Origin of the sequence: Mycobacterium lentiflavum, from assembly GCF_022374895.2 — a bacterium.
GTDB classification, from domain to species: Bacteria; Actinomycetota; Actinomycetes; order Mycobacteriales; family Mycobacteriaceae; genus Mycobacterium; species Mycobacterium lentiflavum.
The window spans coordinates 1,175,338-1,196,025 of sequence record NZ_CP092423.2 but is presented as its reverse complement, the minus strand read 5'-3'; the positions used below and the strand labels follow the sequence as shown (position 1 = coordinate 1,196,025).

At 65.3% G+C, this 20,688-nt stretch carries 17 protein-coding genes, 1 pseudogene and 1 riboswitch; of the genes and pseudogenes, 11 read left to right on the top strand and 7 right to left on the bottom strand.

Annotated features, from left to right (window positions below):
* Positions 1-42: 42 nt before the first annotated feature.
* Positions 43-675, top strand: a pseudogene (locus MJO58_RS05815) (carboxymuconolactone decarboxylase family protein); the annotation flags it as partial.
* Here the strand turns inward: MJO58_RS05815 and MJO58_RS05810 are convergent.
* On the bottom strand, positions 626-1,567 hold the full coding sequence (locus MJO58_RS05810) for a sigma-70 family RNA polymerase sigma factor (RefSeq protein ID WP_239722265.1): 942 nt from the start codon (positions 1,565-1,567) through the stop codon (positions 626-628). The pseudogene MJO58_RS05815 and the gene MJO58_RS05810 overlap by 50 nt on opposite strands.
* On the opposite strand from MJO58_RS05810, the gene MJO58_RS05805 reads away from it, so the two are divergent.
* A complete protein-coding gene (locus MJO58_RS05805; RefSeq protein ID WP_239722264.1) occupies positions 1,566-1,703 on the top strand; it encodes a hypothetical protein in 138 nt (45 codons plus the stop codon). The genes MJO58_RS05810 and MJO58_RS05805 overlap by 2 nt on opposite strands.
* A gap of 32 nt (positions 1,704-1,735) precedes the next feature.
* On the top strand, positions 1,736-3,064 hold the full coding sequence (locus MJO58_RS05800; RefSeq protein WP_090600649.1) for an aspartate aminotransferase family protein: 1,329 nt from the start codon (positions 1,736-1,738) through the stop codon (positions 3,062-3,064).
* On the opposite strand, the gene MJO58_RS05795 is transcribed toward MJO58_RS05800, so the two are convergent.
* The gene (locus MJO58_RS05795) at positions 3,042-3,335 is read right to left on the bottom strand and encodes a hypothetical protein (protein WP_239722263.1); all 294 of its coding nucleotides are present in this window, start codon (positions 3,333-3,335) and stop codon (positions 3,042-3,044) included. The genes MJO58_RS05800 and MJO58_RS05795 overlap by 23 nt on opposite strands.
* Before the next feature lie 168 nt (positions 3,336-3,503).
* On the opposite strand from MJO58_RS05795, the gene dacB1 reads away from it, so the two are divergent.
* The 3 genes from dacB1 to MJO58_RS05780 all read left to right on the top strand — a co-directional run bounded on the left by dacB1 (position 3,504) and on the right by MJO58_RS05780 (position 8,152).
* Positions 3,504-4,748: a D-alanyl-D-alanine carboxypeptidase DacB1 gene (gene dacB1, locus MJO58_RS05790; protein WP_239722262.1), complete on the top strand. Its 1,245-nt coding sequence runs from the start codon at positions 3,504-3,506 to the stop codon at positions 4,746-4,748.
* Between the two features lie 99 nt (positions 4,749-4,847).
* The gene (locus MJO58_RS05785) at positions 4,848-5,285 is read left to right on the top strand and encodes an MmpS family transport accessory protein (protein WP_090600646.1); all 438 of its coding nucleotides are present in this window, start codon (positions 4,848-4,850) and stop codon (positions 5,283-5,285) included.
* Entirely contained in the window at positions 5,282-8,152 is a 2,871-nt protein-coding gene (locus MJO58_RS05780) for an MMPL/RND family transporter (protein ID WP_239722261.1), read from the top strand. Before MJO58_RS05785 ends, MJO58_RS05780 begins: the two co-directional genes overlap by 4 nt.
* Here the strand turns inward: MJO58_RS05780 and MJO58_RS05775 are convergent.
* The gene (locus tag MJO58_RS05775) at positions 8,149-9,444 is read right to left on the bottom strand and encodes an MFS transporter (RefSeq protein WP_239722260.1); all 1,296 of its coding nucleotides are present in this window, start codon (positions 9,442-9,444) and stop codon (positions 8,149-8,151) included. The genes MJO58_RS05780 and MJO58_RS05775 overlap by 4 nt on opposite strands.
* Before the next feature lie 149 nt (positions 9,445-9,593).
* Between MJO58_RS05775 and MJO58_RS05770 the strand changes: the two genes are divergently transcribed.
* From MJO58_RS05770 to nagA, 3 genes are read left to right on the top strand one after another with little or no spacing between them, the layout of a single operon-like run.
* On the top strand, positions 9,594-9,923 hold the full coding sequence (locus tag MJO58_RS05770; protein ID WP_239722259.1) for a PH domain-containing protein: 330 nt from the start codon (positions 9,594-9,596) through the stop codon (positions 9,921-9,923).
* The gene (locus MJO58_RS05765; protein ID WP_239722258.1) at positions 9,920-11,257 is read left to right on the top strand and encodes a sugar porter family MFS transporter; all 1,338 of its coding nucleotides are present in this window, start codon (positions 9,920-9,922) and stop codon (positions 11,255-11,257) included. The genes MJO58_RS05770 and MJO58_RS05765 overlap by 4 nt, the downstream gene beginning before the upstream one ends.
* Positions 11,248-12,375, top strand: a complete 1,128-nt coding sequence (nagA, locus tag MJO58_RS05760) for an N-acetylglucosamine-6-phosphate deacetylase (protein ID WP_239722257.1) — start codon at positions 11,248-11,250, stop codon at positions 12,373-12,375. The genes MJO58_RS05765 and nagA overlap by 10 nt, the downstream gene beginning before the upstream one ends.
* Here the strand turns inward: nagA and yhjD are convergent.
* Together yhjD and trpS are read right to left on the bottom strand one after the other, a co-directional pair.
* A complete protein-coding gene (gene yhjD / locus MJO58_RS05755; protein WP_090600640.1) occupies positions 12,372-13,400 on the bottom strand; it encodes an inner membrane protein YhjD in 1,029 nt (342 codons plus the stop codon). The two genes, nagA and yhjD, sit on opposite strands and share 4 nt — an antisense overlap.
* Before the next feature lie 10 nt (positions 13,401-13,410).
* Positions 13,411-14,442 (bottom strand): tryptophan--tRNA ligase, encoded by a 1,032-nt coding sequence (trpS, locus tag MJO58_RS05750; protein ID WP_239722256.1) that lies wholly within the window; start codon positions 14,440-14,442, stop codon positions 13,411-13,413.
* Positions 14,443-14,524: 82 nt separating this feature from the next.
* On the opposite strand from trpS, the gene MJO58_RS05745 reads away from it, so the two are divergent.
* Positions 14,525-15,370, top strand: coding sequence for an alpha/beta fold hydrolase (locus tag MJO58_RS05745; protein WP_175364359.1), 846 nt, complete (start codon positions 14,525-14,527; stop codon positions 15,368-15,370).
* A 35-nt stretch (positions 15,371-15,405) separates the two neighbouring features.
* Here MJO58_RS05745 and MJO58_RS05740 read toward each other — a convergent pair whose 3' ends face one another.
* Positions 15,406-16,635: an NADP-dependent isocitrate dehydrogenase gene (locus MJO58_RS05740; protein ID WP_090600637.1), complete on the bottom strand. Its 1,230-nt coding sequence runs from the start codon at positions 16,633-16,635 to the stop codon at positions 15,406-15,408.
* Positions 16,636-16,661: 26 nt separating this feature from the next.
* The gene (locus MJO58_RS05735; protein ID WP_239722255.1) at positions 16,662-18,908 is read right to left on the bottom strand and encodes an NADP-dependent isocitrate dehydrogenase; all 2,247 of its coding nucleotides are present in this window, start codon (positions 18,906-18,908) and stop codon (positions 16,662-16,664) included.
* Between the two features lie 129 nt (positions 18,909-19,037).
* A riboswitch (SAM riboswitch) is annotated at positions 19,038-19,159 on the top strand.
* A gap of 174 nt (positions 19,160-19,333) precedes the next feature.
* Between MJO58_RS05735 and MJO58_RS05730 the strand changes: the two genes are divergently transcribed.
* Complete coding sequence (locus MJO58_RS05730) at positions 19,334-20,674, top strand: bifunctional o-acetylhomoserine/o-acetylserine sulfhydrylase (protein WP_090600635.1); 1,341 nt, start codon at positions 19,334-19,336, stop codon at positions 20,672-20,674.
* Positions 20,675-20,688 lie beyond the last annotated feature (14 nt).

The window sequence follows — 20,688 nt, the reverse complement described above, 5'->3', positions numbered from 1 at the left end:
GGATTCTTGGGAAATTCTTGGGATCAAGATCGCCTCAGTCGGTCACACTTGGCAGAGCTGCGTCGTCTGAGGGGTATGACACAGAAAACACGGATCGCGCCCCTACCACCCAAGAGCGCCGGCCTGGTGACCCGCGCCATGTACCGGATCGCCAAGCGCCGCTACGGCCAGGTTCCCGAACCCTTCGCGGTGGCCGCACATCATCGCCGGCTGATGGTCGCCGGCGCCGTGCACGAGACCCTGGTCGACCGGGCGTCGCGCACGCTACCGGTCAGTGTGCGTGAGCTCGCCGTGTACTGGACCGCACGCGCGATCGGCTGCTCGTGGTGCGTCGACTTCGGGTCCATGTTGCAGCGCCTGGACGGCCTGGACATCAAGCGGCTCAAGGAGATCGACGACTACGCCACTTCGCCGGCGTTCACCGACGACGAGCGCGCGGCGATCGCGTACGCCGACGCGATGACCACCGATCCGCACACCGTCACCGACGAGCAGGTGGCCGACCTGCGGGGGCGGTTCGGCGACGCCGGGGTGATCGAGCTGACCTATCAGATCGGCCTCGAGAACATGCGGGCCCGGATGAACTCCGCGCTGGGCATCACCGAGCAGGGCTTCAATTCCGGTGCTAGTTGCCGTATTCCGTGGGCGACCGACGACGCAGCGGGGATCCGCTGAACTTGTCGGGATTGGCGATATCCCATAGGGCACAGACCTTCCCGTCGCGAACCGTCATCGCCATGATCCGGGGCATCATCTCGCGATACCCGTCGCTGGCGGGAACACCCGCGGTATAACCGCCCAGTTCGCCGTTGACCAGCCCGAGCTGATACGTCGTGAACATCGCCGGGCCGTAGCGGTTGGCCAGACCGAAGAAGAATCGGGCCACCTTGTCCGCCCCGTGGATGACGTTGATTGCGGTGGGCGCCTTGCCATTCGCATCGCCGGTCAACGTCACGTCCGGATGCAGCAGCGCAACCACTGCTTCCAGGTCACCGGAGGCCATCGCGGCCATCAGCTTGCCGACCACCTCGTTGTGCGATGGATCGGGTTGCCCGGATATTAAGGGCGGCTGGCTCGCGACGGCCTTGCGGGCCCGCGACGCCAGCTGCCGCGCCGCGGGCTCGCTGGTTCCCAGCACCTCGGCCACTTCGGCGAACGGCATCGAGAACCCGTCGTGCAACACAAAGGCGACCCGCTGATCCGGGGACAGCCGCTCGAGCACCACCATCGCCGCGAAGCGGGCGTCCTCGCGCGCCACCACGGCAGACAGCGGATCGGTGCCTTGCGAGCCAGGGAAGCCGGTCACCACCGGCTCCGGCAACCAGTTGCCGGTGTAGGTCTCGCGCCGGTGGGCGGCCGACCGCAACCGATCCAGCCCCAACCGGCTCACCACGGTGGTCAGCCAGGCGCGCAGGTCGGTGATCTCTGTTCCATTCTGTTTGTCCCAGCGCAGCCAGGCTTCCTGGACGATGTCTTCGGCGTCGGCCACGGTGCCCGTCACCCGGTAGGCAACCGCCATCAGGTGTGGGCGCAGAGCTTCGAAATCGGTGACCTGCGTTGCGGTCATGCCCCGAGCCTATGCGCATCCTGACTACATCTGTGCGCGCGCTGGCTACCGGGCGGCGGGTCTCGGGCAGGGGCGTGCGGGTCGCTACATCACCGGCACCACGTTGACCGTAGCTGCCGGAGTACTGGTGAAGTGATCGGCGCCCCAGCCGTTACGCTCACGGGCACAATGACTGACAATCTTTGGCTGCACTTCGCCCGGCACGGCGCGAACATCACGCCGCCGATCATCACCCGCGGCGAGGGGGTCATGATCTTCGACGACCGCGGCAAGAGCTACCTGGACGGGCTGTCCGGGTTGTTCACCGTGCAGGTCGGCCACGGCCGCACCGAACTGGCCGAGGTCGCGGCCCGGCAGGCGAGCACGCTGGCGTTCTTTCCGCTGTGGGGATACGCCACGCCGACCGCAATCGAGCTGGCCGAACGCCTGGCGCACTACGCCCCGGGCGACCTGAATCGGGTCTTCTTCACCACCGGTGGCACCGAGGCCGTCGAGACGGCATGGAAACTGGCCAAGCAATACTTCAAGCTCACCGGCAAACCCGGTAAGCACAAGGTGATCTCGCGCGCGATCGCCTACCACGGCACCACCCAGGGTGCACTCGCGATCACCGGGCTGCCGCGCTACAAGGCACCGTTCGAACCCGTCACGCCGGGCGGCTTCCGGGTGCCCAACACGAACTTCTACCGGGCGCCGGAACCCTTTGACACCGACGCAAAAGCCTTCGGGCAATGGGCGGCCGACCGAGTTGCCGAGGCGATCGAGTTCGAGGGGCCCGAGACGGTGGCCGCGGTGTTCCTGGAACCGGTGCAGAACGCCGGCGGCAGCATCCCCGCTCCCCCAGGCTATTTCGAACGCGTCCGCGAGATCTGCGACGCCTACGACGTGCTGCTCGTCTCCGACGAGGTGATCTGCGCGTTCGGCCGGATCGGCTCGATGTTCGCCTGTGCCGACATGGGCTACGTGCCCGACATGATCACCTGCGCCAAGGGCATGACGTCGGGCTACTCCCCGATCGGCGCGATGATCGCCAGCGAGCGGTTGTTCGAGCCGTTCAACGACGGCGAGACGATGTTCCCACACGGGTATACCTTTGGCGGCCACCCGGTTTCGGCCGCCGTCGGACTGGCCAACCTCGACATCTTCGAGCGCGAGGGCATCAACGACCACGTCAAGGCCAACGCCCCCGCCTTCCGCGCCACCCTGGAGAAGCTGTACGACCTGCCGATCGTCGGCGACGTGCGCGGCGAGGGGTTCTTCTACGGCGTCGAGCTGGTCAAGGACAAGGCAACCAAGCAGACCTTCACCGACGACGAACGCCGCGCACTGCTCCGCGGCGTGGGCTCGGCGCTGTTCGAGGCCGGGTTGTATTGCCGCACCGACGATCGCGGCGATTCCGTCGTCCAGCTGGCGCCGCCGCTGATCAGCGGTCAGGCCGAATTCGACACCATCGAATCGATCCTGCGCGGCGTGCTCAGCGATTCAGCGCGGCTCTAGCGGTCCCGGTGGCCATCACCAGCTGGCGTGCGTGTGCCGCGCTCGGATTGCTCACGAACCGCGACAGCGAGTTGCACAACCAGGCGAGCGCGGACTTCGCGTCGGGATCGGCCGTGGTGTCGCGATGCACCTGCAGCTCGGCCAATACCTGGTCGAGTCCGGTCCGCCGCACCTGGGTGGACTTCTCCACCTGCTTGAGCAGCTGTTCCAGCGATCGCGGCGAGTTGCCAGACCCGTTGGCGCCGCCCCGGCGCCGCCATTTCGACCACAATCGCTCGCTTGAAATGGCACACCCTTTTCGAGGTTGACCGCTGTTGACCCCTGCCAGCCTAGTGCGTCGACCCGGCCGGCGCCCCGCGGATCGACTTGTCACATACGCCCCAGCAGTCACAGCGCGGCTCCCGCGAATCGGGGGCCCAATCGCCTAGTCTGCTCAGCAATGCCCCGCTCAAGAGCCCGCCTACGTTCTGCATCCTGCCTGGCAGCGGCCGTTTTCATGACAGCCGCCCCGGCCGCTGCGGGCATGCCGGCCGCGCTGGCGGAGCCGAGCCCCGGGGCCAACGCCGGGGCGCCCAACTGCCCGTACAAGGTCAACACTCCACCCGCGGTGGATTCGTCGGAGGTGCCGCAGGCCGGCGATCCGCCGATCCCGCTGGCGGTGCCCGCCAAGCCGGTCGGCGGCGAGGCCCTGTCCAGCTGCGGGATCGTCACCGCGCCCGACACCCCGGCGCTGCCGACCGACGTCTCGGCCGAGGCCTGGCTGGTCGCGGATCTGGACAGCGGCGCGGTGATCGCGGCCAAGGATCCGCATGGCCGCCACCGCCCGGCCAGCATCATCAAGGTGCTGGTCGCGATGGCCTCGCTGAACGCGCTGCCGCTCAACAAGTCGGTGACCGGAACGGCCGACGACGCCTCCGCCGAAGGCACCAAGGTCGGCGTGGACGACGGCGGCGTCTACACCGTCAATCAGCTGCTGCACGGGCTGCTGATGCACTCCGGCAACGACGCTGCCCATGCGCTGGCCATGCAGCTGGGCGGGATGCAGCAGGCGGTGGAGAAGATCAACGTCCTAGCCGCCAAGCTCGGCGGCCAGGACACCCGGGTAGCGACACCGTCGGGACTGGACGGACCCGGCATGAGCACCTCGGCCTATGACATCGGCCTGTTCTACCGATACGCCTGGCAGAACCCGACTTTCGCCGATATCGTCGCGACGAAGACCTTCGACTTCCCCGGCCACGGCGACCACCCGGGCTACGAGCTGGAAAACGACAACCAGCTGCTCTACAAATATCCGGGCGCTCTTGGCGGCAAGACCGGCTACACCGACGATGCCGGCCAGACGTTCGTCGGCGCGGCAAACCACGATGGCCGACGGCTGGTGGCGATATTGCTGCACGGCACCCGGCAGCCGATCGCGCCCTGGGAGCAGGCGGCGCATCTGCTCGACTACGGCTTCGCCACCGCGCAGGGCACCCAGGTCGGCGCGCTGATCGCACCCGACCCGTCGCTGACGCCTAACCAAAACCCCGCCGCTGACCGGCCCGGCGCTGGGTCACAGGCGGCCGGGCTGCTGCCGTCGGCCGACGCGTTGCCGGTGCGGGTGGGCGTGGGCATCATCGGAGCGATCGTCGTGTTCTCGTTGATCATGGTCGCGCGCTCGATGAACCGCCGCGCCATATAACAATTAGCAGCAAACTCTCGATGCTTTACCGCATTGACGGTAGCGTAAGTCGCTAACGCAAATCGTTTTGCGACCCGGTGACAAAGCACGGGGGTAAACATGGTTTCGGTTACCCGAGTCGTGAAACGAATGTGGTTGCTGCTGGCCGTTATCGCGATCGCCAGCGTCGCGGGGCTCGGAATCTATCGCCTCCATAGCATGTTCGGCGTTCACGGACATCCCGTCGTCAGGGTCAAGGCTGATCTCGACGACCCGGTGTTCGACCCGAAACAAGTCACCTATGAAGTCTTCGGTCCTGCCTCGACCGCAAAGATCGCGTATTTGGACCCCGACGCGCGCGTGCAGCGTCTGGAGAATATTCCGCTGCCGTGGTCGCAAACGGTGTCGACGACGCTGACTTCGGTCACCGTCAACCTTCTGGCACAGAGCAACGCCGGCGTCATCGGCTGCCGAATCAAGGTGAACGGCACGACTAAGGACGAGCGATCCGAAACCGGACCGAAAGCCTTGACCTTCTGCCAGGTGAATGCCGGATGAGCCGGGCACCCAAGATAATCCGCCGTCTTGCAGTACCGATCGTTTTGTTGTGGCTGGGACTCACGGCCGTGCTCAATATCGGCATCCCGCAGCTGGAAGCGGTCGGCAAAGCGCACTCGGTTTCGATGAGCCCCAAGGGTGGCGCTTCGATTCAGGCGCTCAAGCGGGTGGGACAGGTATTCGGAGAGTCCGGTACCGATAACGCGGCCACGATTGTGCTGGAAAGCGACAAACCACTCGGCGACGACGCGCACCGTTTCTACAACGAGCTGTTGCGGCGGCTTTCGGCTGATATCCAGCACGTCGCGCACATCCAGGACTTCTGGAGTGACCCGCTGACGGCGGGCGGATCGCAAAGTGCCGACGACAAAGCCGCGTATGTGGTGGTCTATCTCGCCGGCAAGAGTGAAACTGCGGCATACAACTCGGTCTACGCCGTCCGCCATATCGTGGACACCACGCCGGCGCCGCGCGGGCTCAAGGCGTACGTAACCGGCTCGATGGGGCTGATCGCCGATCAGTCCGAGGCCGGCGACAAAAGCATCGCCAGGGTCACCCTGATCACCGGGGTGGTGATCGCGGCGATGCTGCTCTTCATCTACCGGTCCTTCATCACGATGATCCTCGTCGTGGCCATGGTCGGAATCGAGCTCGGGGCGATCCGCGGGGTCGTCAGTTTTCTGGTCTATCACGGCGTTTTCGGCCTTTCGACCTTCGCGGTCAACCTGCTCACGCTGCTGGCCATTGCCGCCAGCACTGATTACGCGATATTCCTGCTCGGCCGCTACCACGAAGCCCGCTACGCGGGTAAGGATCGAGAAGCCGCGTACTTCGCCATGTTTCACGGGACGGCCCATGTGATTCTGGGCTCCGGGTTGACCATCGCCGGCGCCATGTATTGCCTCAGCTTTGCCCGGCTGCCGTACTTCAAATCGCTCGGTCCGCCGTGTGCGGTCGGCATGTTGGTCGCGGTCCTCGCCGCGCTCACGCTCGGGCCGGCGGTGCTGACCGTCGCCAGCTTCTTCAAGTTCTTCGAACCCAAGCGCCGGATGGCCACCCGGCGGTGGCGCCGAGTCGGAACCGCGATCGTTCGCTGGCCCGGCCCGGTGCTCGCGGCTACCTGCGCGGTGGCGTTCGTCGGGCTGTTGGCCCTACCGAATTACCGGACAACTTACGATCTGCGCAGATTCGTGCCGGCCAACATGCCGGCCGTCGTCGGGGACGCGGCAGCGGGCCGGCACTTTTCCCAGTCGTGGCTGAACCCCGATGTGCTACTGATCGAGACCGATCATGACATGCGCACTCCCGTTGACATGCTGATCCTGGACAAGGTCGCAAAGGCCATCTTTCACAGCCCCGGAATCTCCCAGGTGAAATCGATAACCCGGCCCCTGGGAACGTCTCTCAAACATACGTCGATTCCGTTCATCATGAGCATGCAAGGAGTCTCGCAGGCCGAAAACATGCAATTCATGAAGGACCGCCTGGACGACATGGTGGTCCAAGCGGAAGCGATGACGGTATCCATCGACACGATGAAGCACATGTATCAACTCATGGGCGAAATCGTCGACAACACCGTCGATATGGATCACCTGACGCACGATATGTCGAACACCACCGACACCATCCGGGATCACCTTGCGGACTTGTCGGACTTCCTGCGGCCGATTGGCAGCTATTTCTACTGGGAAAAGCACTGTTTCGATATCCCGGCCTGCTGGGCTGTCAGGTCGATATTCGAAACGTTCGACAACATCGATCAGCTGAGTGAGAAATTGGAGTCGCTGGTCAAAGATATGGACGTTCTGATCCGGCTCTTACCGGAGATGCGCGCGCAGATGCTGCCGATGATTTCCACGATGACGATCATGCGCGACATGCTGGTCGTCTGGCACGGCACACTTGTGTCTTTCTACAAAGAGCAGGAGATGAACAGCAAAGACCCGGGCGCGATGGGCCGGGTCTTTGACGCCGCCCAGGTCGACGATTCGTTCTATCTTCCGCAGTCGGCCTTCGAGAATCCGGATTTCAAGCGCGGCCTGAAGATGTTCTTGTCGCCGGACGGCAAGGCGGCCCGCTTCATCATCGCCATGGACGGAGATCCCGCAACGCCCGAGGGCATCTCCCGCGTCGAGCCGATCCAGCTGGCGGCCAAGGAGGCCATCAAGGGAACCCCGATGCAGGGCGCGGCGATCTCGATGGGCGGCACGGCCTCGACGTACCGGGACATCCAACAGGGCGCCTTTTACGATCTGCTCATCGCGGGAGTCGCCGCGATCAGTCTGATCTTGATCATCATGATGATCGTGACCCGCAGCGTGATCGCGGCGGCCGTCATCGTCGGCACCGTGCTGGTGTCCTTGGGCTCCTCCTTCGGCCTGTCCGTACTGCTCTGGCAAGACATCCTCGGCATCGACCTGTACTGGCTGGTCCTGGCGATGTCGGTGATCCTGCTGCTGGCCGTCGGATCCGACTACAACCTGCTGCTGATCTCCCGACTCAAAGAGGAAATCGGCGCCGGACTGAATACCGGAATCATCCGTGCCATGGCCGGCACCGGCGGGGTCGTCACGGCGGCCGGGCTGGTGTTCGCCGTGACCATGTCGCTCTTCGTATTCAGCGACCTACGCATCATCGGCCAGATCGGCACCACCATCGGGTTGGGTCTGCTGTTCGACACGCTGATCGTGCGTTCGTTCATGACGCCGTCGATCGCCGCGTTGCTCGGGCGCTGGTTCTGGTGGCCGCAACAAGTACGCCCCCGCCCGGCCAGCCTGATGCTCAGGTCGTCGGGACCACGCCGACTAGTACGCGCCCTATTGCTGCCGCCCGCCGAAAAGTCACCGGAAATAGTGCGGCCTTAGGCGGCCTGCAGCATCGGCGCGGGTGCCACGTTGGGGACGCGGATCGCGGTGACCGCCCGCCGTGTTTCCGACGGCGGAGCGCCCAGCGAAGCCAGCGCGGCGCCGATGGCCAGGACCAGCACCACGACATCGGGCCAAACGGTGGAGTGATTCTGCGCGATGTTCCCGAGCACCGCTGCCAATGCCATGGTTTCGACGGCAACCAGCGTCGAGCTGAACGCGATCAGTGTCCCGCGGTGCGACTCCTCGGCGACCACGCTGAGCCACGAGATCGCCGCGGCGAAGACAGCCTGCGCGGCCACCGTCGCCAGCAAGAACACCGTGCCGTACGCCCAGATGTGGGTCCATTGGCCGCAGACTTCGGCCACCAGGGTCAGGGCGGCGGCGGCGACGCTGAGCAGCGCACTGCCCAGCATCATGCCGCGCACTCCGAAGAAGCGGTAAACCTTGCGCCACAGCGGCGACCCGAAAACCAGTCCGATGCTGGACAGGATCACCAGCACATGCAGGCTGCGGCTGTGGTGGGCGGTACGCAGGGCGTAGAAGGTGGTGCCCAGGGTGACCGGGCCGAACAACAGGCAAGCGACCAGGTACCGGCCAAACCACGGCTGAGACCGGGCGACCGCGAAGCCCTCCCGGTAGGTGTCCCGCATCGACATCCGGGTGGTGGCGGAGATCGACCCCACCGGGCCGACGAAGAGCGCCGCGATGGCCGAACCGGCCAGCCCGACCGCTCCCAACCACAACAGATCGCGGCGATAGGCCATCTCGTTGCCGTGGGCCAGCAGCGGCACGACGAACAGCGTGACGACGGTGGCCAGCACCGACCCGATCGCGCTCTGGAACAGGAACAGCTCGCCGCGCCGCGCACCGGACAGCTTGCTGGAGACCATGTCGGGGTAGGCGACGCCGGCGACCCCGAGCAGAACTCCCGCGATCGCGCAGGTCAGCAGAAAGACCACCGCGGTGGTGGCGCCCTGCCAGGGAATCAGCGCGTCGCACAGGGTCAGCGCGGCCACGCTGGCCGCGATCACGGCCAGCAGCCGGTGCCGCATCCGGCCCACTCGCTGCAGCACCAGTGGCGACACCGAGTTTCCGACGATGTCGCCGAAGCAGAAGGCCGGAAACAGCAGCGCTGCCACCCAGGTCAGACCCTGGTGTGCGCAGATCAACGGCAGGATCACGGTGCCATTGCTGAGTTGCATACCCGCGGTGTAGCAGGTGCCCTGGGAAAGCAGCCGCCCGAACACGCGCGGCTGTGCCTCGGGGGCGGGAACCAGTGCGACGGGCATAACAACAGAATCTAAGGTTGGTCAAGAATCAATAACATCCTCCGATCGGGTGCCGTGGGTGGAATTGTGCGTCCCCCGATCGGTGGACAACGCAGGCTCGGTCCGCGCCAGCGTTGACCGCCAATGTTTGCTGTGGCACCGTCGTGCGGATGAGTGAAGCCTTGTACGAGGATTCCGGCCTACGGCTCGACGACGACGGAATTACCATCCGGCGCTACTACTTTCCGTTGGCCGGGGCCAAGCGGATCCCCTACAGCGAGATCCGCAACATCAAGACCGAAGAGATGACCTTCGCATCCGGTGGAGGCAGGATCTGGGGAGCAACGGATCCGCGCTACTGGTTCCCGCTGGACATCCGCCGGCCGCGGAAAAAGAAGCTGCTGATTCTCGACATCGGCGCCCGGGTTCACCCGTGCATCACGCCCGACGACCCAGACCGTGTCATCGAGTTGCTGCGCGATCGGTCGCCGATCACTTGAGAGGTCGGCGCATTGGGCTCACCGGCGCCAGCGTCGGCCTCATCTACGGATACGACCTGTCCATCATCGCCGGCGCGCAACTGTTCGTCACCGAAGATTTCGCCCTCACCACATCCCAACAAGAACTGCTGACGACGATGGCGGTGATCGGGCAGATCGCCGGGGCGCTCGGAGCCGGCGTGCTCGCCAACGCGATCGGCCGCAAGAAATCGATCGTGCTGATCCTGGTCGCCTACGCAACGTTCGCACTGCTGGGTGCGTTTTCGACGTCGTTTCCGATGCTGCTGGCGGCACGGCTGCTGCTGGGCGCGACCGTCGGCGTCATGGTCGTGGTCGTCCCGGTGTTCATCGCGGAATCAGCTCCGGCAGCGGTGCGCGGCGCGTTGCTGACGACCTACCAACTGGCGATCGTCAGCGGCCTGATCGTCGGGTACCTCACCGGTTATTTCTTGGCCAGCGGCCACAGCTGGCGCTGGATGCTGGGACTGGCCGCGGTACCGGTGATCCCGTTGCTGCCGTTGGTGATTCGGCTGCCCGACACCGCCCGGTGGTACCTGCTCAAAGGGCGAGTCGAGGACGCCCGGCGCGCGCTGCTGCTCGTGGAGCCCAGCGCTAACGCCGACGACGAGCTTGCCGAGGTCGGCCGCGCGTTGAGCGAAGGGAACGGCGGCATCGCCGAGATGCTGCGACCGCCGTATCTACGGGCCACGGTGTTCGTCATCGTGCTCGGCTTCCTGCTCCAGATCACCGGCATCAACGCGATTATCTACTACAGCCCCCGAATATTCGAAGCCATGGGATTCACCGGCAATTTCGCTCTGCTGGGCCTGCCGGCACTGGTGCAGGTCGCCGGTTTGGCTGCGGTGGGCGCCGCGTTGACGCTCGTGGACCGCGTGGGCAGGCGACCAATCCTGTTGAGCGGCATCGCCATGATGGTCGCGGCGGACATCGTGCTGACGGTCGTGTTCGCCCGGGGCTTCGGCGGCGCGGCGCTCGGGTTTGCCGGCATTCTGCTGTTCATCATCGGCTACACGCTGGGTTTCGGCTCGCTGGGCTGGGTATACGCCAGCGAGAGTTTTCCCACCCGGTTGCGGTCGATCGGGTCGAGCACCATGCTGACCTCCAACCTGATCGCCAACGCGATCGTCGCGGCGGTTTTCCTGACCATGTTGCATTCCTTGGGCGGCGCAGGCACTTTCGCGGCATTCGGGGTGCTGGCCGTGATCGCGTTCGGGTTCGTCTACAAGTTCGCACCGGAGACCAAGGGGCGACAACTCGAGGAGATTCGGCGCTTCTGGGAGAACGGCGGCCGCTGGGACGAACCGTGCCCCTGATCGGCGCGGGCGCCGTCATCCTCGACGGCCAGGTCTGCCGGCCGGGATGGCTACAGATCGCCGGTGCCCAGATTCTGTCCTGCGGGGCCGGTGCGCCGCCCGGGCAGCCCGACCGGGTTTTGCCGGATTGTCTTGTGGTGCCTGGGTTTATCGACATGCACGTGCACGGCGGTGGCGGGGCCTCTTACCTCGACGCCGAGCATGTCGCCCAAGCCGCGCAGTTCCACCAGCGCCACGGCACCACCACGACACTGGCCAGCCTGGTCAGCACCTCGCCCGACAAGCTGATCGCGGCGGTGCGTGCGCTGGCCGAGGCCACCCGATCCGGCGTCGTCGCGGGCATCCACTTGGAGGGGCCGTGGCTGTCGACGGCACGATGCGGAGCCCACGATCCGGCCCAGCTGCGCGATCCCGAGTCCGCCGAGATCGACGACGTCCTGGCCGCCGGTGCGGGCACCATCCGGATGGTCACGCTGGCACCAGAGCGGTCCGGAAGCAGCGAGGCGATTCGGCGCTTCGTGGACGCGGGTGTTGTTGTCGCCGTGGGGCATACCGATGCCACGTATGAGCGCACCCGGCAGGCGATCGCCCTGGGCGCCACGGTCGGCACGCATCTGTTCAACGCGATGCCGCCACTGCACCACCGGGCGCCCGGGCCGGCACTCGCGCTGCTGGAACATCCCGATGTGATCGTCGAGCTGATCCCCGACGGCGTGCACGTACACCCTGCCGCGGTGCACGCGGTCGTCCGGGCGGCCGGGCCCGACCGGGTCGCCGTCATCACCGACGCCATCGCCGCCGCCGGATGTGACGACGGCGCTTACCAGCTCGGCGCGGTGCGCATCGACGTGGAGTCGGGCGTGGCCCGGGTGCACGCAACGTCGACGATCGCCGGCAGCACCGCGACGATGGACCGGCTGTTCCGCACGGTTTCGCGGCTCGGCCCGGACGCCGATGCCGCACTGGTCGCCGCGGCGCAGATGACCTCTGCCACACCGGCACGAGCGCTCGGGCTCGAGCGGGTGGGGGCGCTGCAGGTCGGCTTCGACGCCGATCTTGTGGCGCTGGATCGCCAACTGCGCGTCACGGCCGTCATGGCGCGGGGCGTCTGGCGTTAACGCAGCCAGCGAGTCAGCCGGGAAAAGGTGAGCGCACCAACGGCTCCCAACGCTATCGCGGTCAGCGTCTGCCGGATGCTGATCCCCTCGTCGAGCAGGACACGCGGGGCGATGATCGCGGGCGCCGGCGGCGGAGCGTACTTGCTGCGCGGGTCGCTCGAGCGAGTGGCCGCCCAGGCCGTGGCGAAGAGCACGAGATACCCGGTGATGTAGGAGAACACCATCAAGCCGAGCACCGGCCCGAACGTCGCACCCGCCGGGCTGCGTAGCACGACGCTCAAGTAGATCGAGGCCACCAGTTTGAACAGCTCGAAGCCAATCGCCGCGAGTAGGCCGGCGCGCGCCGAGTCGGGCAAGCTGACCTTGTGTCGCGGCAGCCGGCCGATCATCCAGGTGAACAGCATCCACGACACCAGCAGCGACACCAGTATCGAGAGGCCCTGGAAGATCTCGCCGAATATCGAGAAATTTGGTACGCCAAGCCATTTCAATACCGCTCGCATCGGCGCCGCGTGCCCTAGTGCGGTGAGCGCTACGGTCGCGAGGATGACCACGAACGTCCACACCATCGCGACCAGATCGGACAGCTTGTCGCGCAGAAAGCCCGGCGACTGGATCGGTTCGTCCCACCACATCTCGGTCACGGCCGCGCGCGTGTGCGACATCCAGCCCAGACCGGCCCACGCGGCGGTGGCCAAACCGATCACACCGACCGATGCGCGCGCGTTGATCGCCGAATTCATCAAGTCCACCAGCTGCTGTCCGAGTGCGCCCGAGACCGCGTCGCGGATGTGTCCATCGATGCTGGCGAGCAGCGTTGGATCTCGGGCCAGCATGAAACCGACGACCGCGAAACTGACCATCAGCAAAGGGAATAGCGCGAAGATCGTGTAGTAGGTGAGCCCGGCCGCCAAGAAGCCGCCGTTGCGCTGGTCGAAATGTTTGTAGGCGCGCAGCACATGGTCGAGCCATCCGAATCGGGCCCGCAACCGGTCAAGGATTCCAGGCTTGGCCGGCTCGTCCATGGTGAGCGCACTACCTCCGTTGCGGAAGAAACCCCAGCCGATCGTAGACCCGCTGGATCGTTTTTCCGGCCACTTCGTCGGCACGCTCCGCGCCCGCCGCCAACACGGCCTCCAATTCGGCCAAATCCGCTGTCAATTCGTCGACGCGGGCCTTGATCGGGGCGACGAATTCGACGACGGCCTCGGCGGTCTCCTTCTTCAAATCGCCGTAGCCGCGCCCCGAGTAGCCGTCGACGAGCTTGTCGACGGCTACTCCGGTGACCGCCGATTGGATGGTCAGCAGATTCGATACGCCCGGCTTGACCTCGACATCAAAGCGGATCTCGCGTTCGCTGTCGGTCACGGCCGAGCGAATCTTCTTGGCGGACAATGCCGGATCGTCGAGCAGGTTGATCAAGCCGGCATCGGTGGACGCCGACTTGCTCATCTTCGACGTCGGGTCGGCCAGGTCGTAGATCTTGGCGGTGGCCTTCGGAATGAGCATGTCGGGTACGACGAAGGTGTCCGGGAAGCGGCTGTTGAACCGCTCGGCGATGTCGCGCGCCAGCTCGAGGTGCTGGCGCTGGTCCTCACCCACGGGGACCAGATCGGTGTCGTAGGCCAGCACGTCGGCGGCCTGCAGCACCGGATAGGTGAACAGCCCCACGGTGGCCGAATCGGCGCCCTGCCGCTGCGACTTGTCCTTGAACTGCGTCATCCGCGATGCCTGCCCGAAGCCGGTGAAGCAGCCCAGCACCCAGGCCAGCTGCGTGTGGGCAGGCACCTGGCTTTGCACGAAGACGGTGCTGCGGGCGGGGTCGATCCCCAGCGCCAGGTACTGGGCGGCGGTGACCAGGGTCCGGCGGCGCAGCGCCTCGGGATCCTGCGCGACGGTGATCGCGTGCAGGTCGACCACGCAGAAGAACGCGTCGTATTCGTCGGGGTGGTCGTCCTGCAGCCCCACCCACTGAGTGATCGCGCCCAGCGCATTGCCGAGGTGAAGCGAATCAGACGTCGGCTGCACGCCGGAGAAGATCCGGCTGGGTCCGGTAGTGGTGCTCATGATGTCCCGATCTTTTCACGCGGGCTTTCCCCGCGGCGCCCTCGCTTGCGGTACCGGCGGTACCGCATTTAATGTCGGCTATATGACGACTCGCGATCCGATCCACCTGGGTTCTGGGGAGCCGGTCCTGCTGCTGCATCCCTTCCTGCTCTCCCAGACGGTCTGGGAGGACGTCGCGCAGCAGCTGGCAGACACTGGCCGCTACGAGGTATTCGCCCCGACCATGGCCGGTCACAACGGTGGACCGTCGGCCGGGACCTGGTTTCTCAGCTCGGCGGTGCTCGCCGACCACGTCGAGCAGCAAATGGACGAACTGGGCTGGGAAACCGCGCACATCGTGGGCAATTCACTGGGCGGCTGGGTCGCGTTCGAACTCGAGCGGCGCGGGCGCGCGCGCAGCGTCACCGGCATCGCCCCGGCCGGCGGATGGACGCGCTGGACTCCGGCGAAGTTCGAGGTCATCGCCAAGTTCATCCTCGGCATCCCGCTGCTGGTGGCCGCCTGGGCGTTCGGGCCGCGGGTGCTGCACCTGCCGTTCAGCCGGCAGTTGGCCACCTACGCGATCAGCGCCACACCGGACGCCGTCAGCGAGCGCCAGCTGTCCGCCATTATCGACGATGTCAGGCACTGCCCCGCCTACTTCCAGCTGCTGGTCAAGGCGACGCTGCTGCACGGCCTGCGGGAGGTCGCCCAGAACGCCGTTCCGGCCCACCTGGTGGTCTGCGAAAAGGACCGGATCCTGCCCGCACCCAGGTTCAGCCGGCACTTCACCAACCACCTGCCCAAGGACAGTCACCAGGTCACCAAGCTCGACGGGGTCGGGCATGTCCCGATGTTCGAGGCGCCCGAACGCGTCACCCAGGTAATCACCGGATTCCTTGACGAGTGCTGCCGGGCGGACTCGCGCACGCAGCAATCCACCGGCTAGTCAGGCCGCGCCTATCCGGCTGCCTATCCGGCTCCCTATCGGGCTAAAGCCTTCTGCAGGTTCTCGGCGATCGAGGCGAGGAACTCCTCGCTCTGCTGCCACTTCTGGTCGGGTCCGATCAGGATCGCGAGGTCCTTGGTCATCTTGCCGCTCTCCACGGTGGCGATGACGACGGATTCCAGCGTCTTGGCGAAGTCGATGACGGCAGGCGTGTCGTCCAGCTTGCCGCGGTGCTGCAGTCCGCGCGTCCAGGCGAAGATCGAGGCGATCGGGTTGGTCGACGTCGGCTTGCCCGCCTGATACTGCCGGTAGTGCCGGGTGACAGTGCCGTGAGCGGCCTCGGCCTCGACCGTTTTGCCGTCGGCCGTCATCAGCACCGAGGTCATCAGCCCCAGCGAGCCGTAACCCTGCGCGACGGTGTCGGACTGGACGTCACCGTCGTAGTTCTTGCAGGCCCAGACGTAGCCGCCGTCCCACTTCAGGCAGGCGGCCACCATGTCGTCGATCAGCCGGTGCTCGTAGGTCAGCCCCTCGGCTTCGAACTGCGCCTTGAACTCCTCGTCGTAGATGCGCTGAAACTCGTCTTTGAACATGCCGTCGTAGGCCTTGAGGATGGTGTTCTTCGTCGACAGGTATACCGGCCATTTGGCGTTGAGCCCGTACGCGAATGACGCCCGGGCGAAGTCGCGGATGGAGTCGCGGAAGTTGTACATCCCCATCACGACGCCACCGTTCTCGGGGATGTCCACCATCTCGTGCACGACCGGGTCGCCGCCGTCGGCGGGCGTGAATGTGATTGCGACAGTGCCGGGTTGGTCGACCTTGAAGTTTGTCGACCGGTACTGGTCGCCGAATGCGTGACGGCCGATGACAATCGGCTTGGTCCAGCCCGGCACCAGGCGAGGCACGTTCGAGATCACGATCGGCTCACGGAAGATGGTGCCGCCCAGTATGTTTCGAATCGTCCCGTTCGGCGAAAGCCACATCTTTTTGAGGTTGAACTCGGTGACGCGCGCCTCGTCGGGAGTTATCGTGGCGCACTTGACACCCACACCATGCTTCTTGATGGCATACGCCGCATCGATCGTCACCTGGTCGTCGGTGCGGTCTCGGTGTTCGATGCCCAGGTCGTAGTAGTCCACGTTGATGTCGAGGTGCGGAAAGATCAGCATTTCCTTGATCATCTTCCAGATGACGCGGGTCATCTCGTCACCGTCGAGCTCGACTACGGTGCCCTTGACTTTGATCTTGGGTGCGTTAGGCATCGTCGCCCGACCCTCCTTGCGGCTCGCTAGCCTTGGGAGCCCTGCGAAGTCGCTAGCAATCCATTGAACTTCTTGCTCGGCCGCATCACGGCAGTAGTCTTCTCGTTGTCCGGCTGGTAGTAACCGCCGATGTCGACCGGTTCGCCTTGTACCTCGGCCATTTCGCCCACGATGGATTCCTCGTTCTTGCTTAACGAATCGGCCAGCGAGGCAAAGTGTTTGCGCAGCTCTTCATCGTCGGTTTGCGCGGCAAGTTCGCCGGCCCAGTACAGGGCCAGATAGAACTGGCTGCCCCGGTTGTCGAGTTCGCCGGTCTTGCGGGACGGACTCTTGTTGTTGTCCAACAACTTGCCGATGGCGGCGTCCAGCGTCTTGGCCAGAATCTTGGCGCGCGCGTTGTCGGTCTTGATCCCGATGTCTTCGAAACACGCTCCGAGAGCCAGGTATTCGCCAAGGGAGTCCCAGCGCAGATGGTTCTCCTCGACCAGCTGGTGTACGTGCTTTGGCGCCGAACCACCGGCTCCGGTTTCGTACATGCCGCCGCCGGCCATCAACGGCACAATGGACAGCATCTTGGCGCTGGTGCCCAGCTCCAGGATCGGGAACAGGTCAGTGAGGTAGTCGCGCAAGATGTTTCCGGTCGCGGCGATGGTGTCCTGCCCGCGCATGGCACGCTCGATGGTGTGCCGCATGGCCCGTTCCTGCGACATGATCTGGATGTCGAGGCCCTCGGTGTCGTGGTCGGCCAGATAGGTGTTGACCTTCTTGCGCAGCTCGCTTTCGTGCGGCCGCTCCTGGTCCAGCCAGAACACCACCGGCATGCCCGAGTTACGCGCCCGCGTGACGGCCAGCTTGACCCAGTCGCGGATCGGTTCGTCCCGGACGATGGGCATCCGCCAGATGTCGCCTTCTTCCACGTTCTGGGTCAGCAGGACTTCGCCGGTGTCGAGGTCGACGATGTTGGCGACACCGTCCTCGGGGATCTCGAACGTCTTGTCATGGGAGCCATACTCTTCGGCCTGCTGGGCCATCAGCCCGACGTTGGGGACGGTGCCCATCGTGGTCGGGTCGAAGGCGCCGTGCGTCTTGCAGAAGTTGATGATCTCCTGATAGATCCGGGCAAAGGTCGACTCGGGGTTGACGGCCTTGGTGTCCTTCTGCCGTCCGTCGGCGCCGTACATCTTGCCGCCGGCGCGGATCATCGCCGGCATCGACGCATCCACGATCACGTCGCTGGGCGAGTGAAAGTTGCTGATGCCCTTGGCCGAATCGACCATGGCCAGTTCGGGACGGTGCTCGTGGCAGGCATGCAGGTCACGGATGATCTCGTCGTGCTGCGACGCCGGCAGCGACTCGATCTTGTCGTACAGATCGACCAATCCGTTGTTGACGTTGACGCCGAGTTCGTCGAACAGCGCCTGATGCTTGGCGAAGGCGTCCTTGTAGAAGACCTTCACCGCGTGCCCGAAGACGATGGGGTGGGAGACCTTCATCATCGTCGCCTTGACGTGCAACGAGAACATCACTCCGGTCTCGTAGGCGTCCTCTATCTCTGCTTCGTAGAACTCGCAGAGCGCCTTTTTGCTCATGAACATGCTGTCGATGATGTCGCCGTCGCGCAGCGACACCGTGGGCTTGAGCACGATCTTCTTGCCGCCCTTGGTCTCCAGCTCCATCTTCACGCTGCGCCCGCGGTCCAGCGTCATCGACTTCTCGCCGTGATAGAAGTCGCCATGCTTCATCGTCGCGACGTGGGTGCGCGATGCCTGAGACCACTCCCCCATGCTGTGCGGGTGCTTGCGCGCGTACTCCTTGACCGCGTTCGGCGCACGACGGTCCGAGTTGCCTTGGCGCAGCACCGGGTTGACCGCACTCCCCAGGCATTTCGAATAACGCTCGCGAATTTCGGTGTCCTCGTCGGTCTTCGGGTTCTGCGGGAAGTCCGGGATCTTGTAGCCCTTGCCTTGCAGCTCCTTGATCGCGGCAACCAGCTGGGGTACCGAAGCGCTGATGTTCGGCAGCTTGATGATGTTGGTGTCGGCCAGCTTGGTCAGTCGGCCCAGTTCGGCCAGGTTGTCCGGGACCCGTTGCTCTTCGGTCAGGTGCTCGGGGAACTCGGCGAGGATCCGGGCGGCCAGCGAGATGTCGCTGGTCTTGATCTCGATGCCGGCCGGCTCGGCGAAGGCCCGCACGATCGGCAGGAACGCGTAGGTCGCCAGCAACGGCGCCTCGTCGGTCAGCGTGTAGATGACGGTCGGCTTATCGGCGCTCACGGACAGTCCCTCTCCCGATCAGATTTTGGGGGGCTCAGCGTTGTCCTTGCCCACGTTATCAAGGGTGTTTGAGCAGATGTCGACCTGGCCATTGGCATCCGGTCGGCTCAGTAAGATAGTCTTCGTATTGGTCATGAGCGCCAGCATCAAGCCCCGGCTTGCTGGCCGGCAACCCTCCAACCGCGGTGGGGTGCCCCGGGTGATGACCAGGTTGAGTAGCCATAGCACCGGCTATCCGGCAAGCGCGGGTCCGCCATGACGGGCCCCTGAGTAGACAGGGAACGTGATGTGCAGTCACCCACCTCATCCGCGTCTCATTGTGTGTCGTTGCTGAACCACCGGCCCCGGGCCGACGTCTTCGATGCAGGCGTCCCGGGCGGCTACCAGCACCTCGATACGTCCCCTTCCAGCAGAAAGCCCCGCTCATGAGCGCCGATACCGACAGCGATCCGACCGCGCACTGGTCGTTCGAAACCAAGCAGGTGCACGCCGGCCAGCGGCCCGACCCGGCCACCAACGCCCGCGCCCTGCCCATCTACCAGACCACCTCGTACGTCTTCGACGACACCAGCCACGCCGCCGCCCTGTTCGGACTCGAGGTTCCGGGCAACATCTACACCCGGATCGGCAACCCGACCACCGACGTCGTCGAGCAGCGGATCGCCGCGCTCGAGGGCGGCGTCGCCGCACTGTTCCTGTCCTCCGGACAGGCCGCTGAGACATTCGCCATATTGAACCTCGCATGTGCCGGCGATCACATTGTGTCCAGCCCTCGCCTCTACGGCGGCACGTACAACTTGTTCCACTACTCGCTGCCCAAGCTCGGCATCGAGGTCACCTTCGTCGAGGATCCCGACGACCTGGATTCGTGGCAGGCGGCGGTGCGACCCAACACCAAGGCCTTCTTCGCCGAGACGATCTCCAACCCGCAGATCGACATCCTGGACACCCCGGGTGTCGCCGGGGTGGCCCACGCCAACGGCGTACCGCTGATCGTCGACAACACGATCGCGACGCCGTACCTGATCCAGCCGTTCACGCAGGGCGCCGACATCGTGGTGCACTCGGCGACCAAGTACCTGGGCGGGCACGGCTCCGCGATCGCCGGGGTCATCGTCGACGGCGGCACCTTCGACTGGACGCAGGGCCGCTTCCCCGGGTTCACCACACCCGACCCGAGCTACCACGGCGTGGTGTTCGCCGAGCTGGGGCCGCCGGCCTTCGCGCTGAAGGCGCGCGTGCAATTGCTGCGCGACCTGGGGTCGGCCGCGTCGCCGTTCAACGCGTTCTTGGTGGCCCAGGGGCTGGAGACGCTGAGCCTGCGCATCGAGCGCCACGTCGCCAACGCGCAGCGGGTCGCGGAGTTCCTGGAGAGCCATGACGGCGTGCTGTCGGTCAACTACGCGGGGCTGCCTAGCTCGCCTTGGCATGAGCGGGCAAAGAAGCTGGCGCCCAAGGGAACCGGTGCCGTGCTGGCGTTCGAGCTGGCCGGCGGCATCGAGGCCGGCAAGGCGTTCGTGAACGCGCTGCAACTGCACAGCCACGTCGCCAACATAGGCGACGTCCGCTCGCTGGTGATCCACCCGGCGTCGACCACCCACGCCCAGCTGAGCCCCGCCGAGCAGCTGAGCACCGGCGTCACGCCGGGACTGGTGCGGCTGGCCGTCGGCATCGAGAACATCGACGACATCCTGGCCGACCTGGAGCTCGGATTCGCCGCCGTCCCGACGACGACTTCTGACCCGCAGTCCGTGGCGGCTTTCTAGGGACCTGAAAGAAC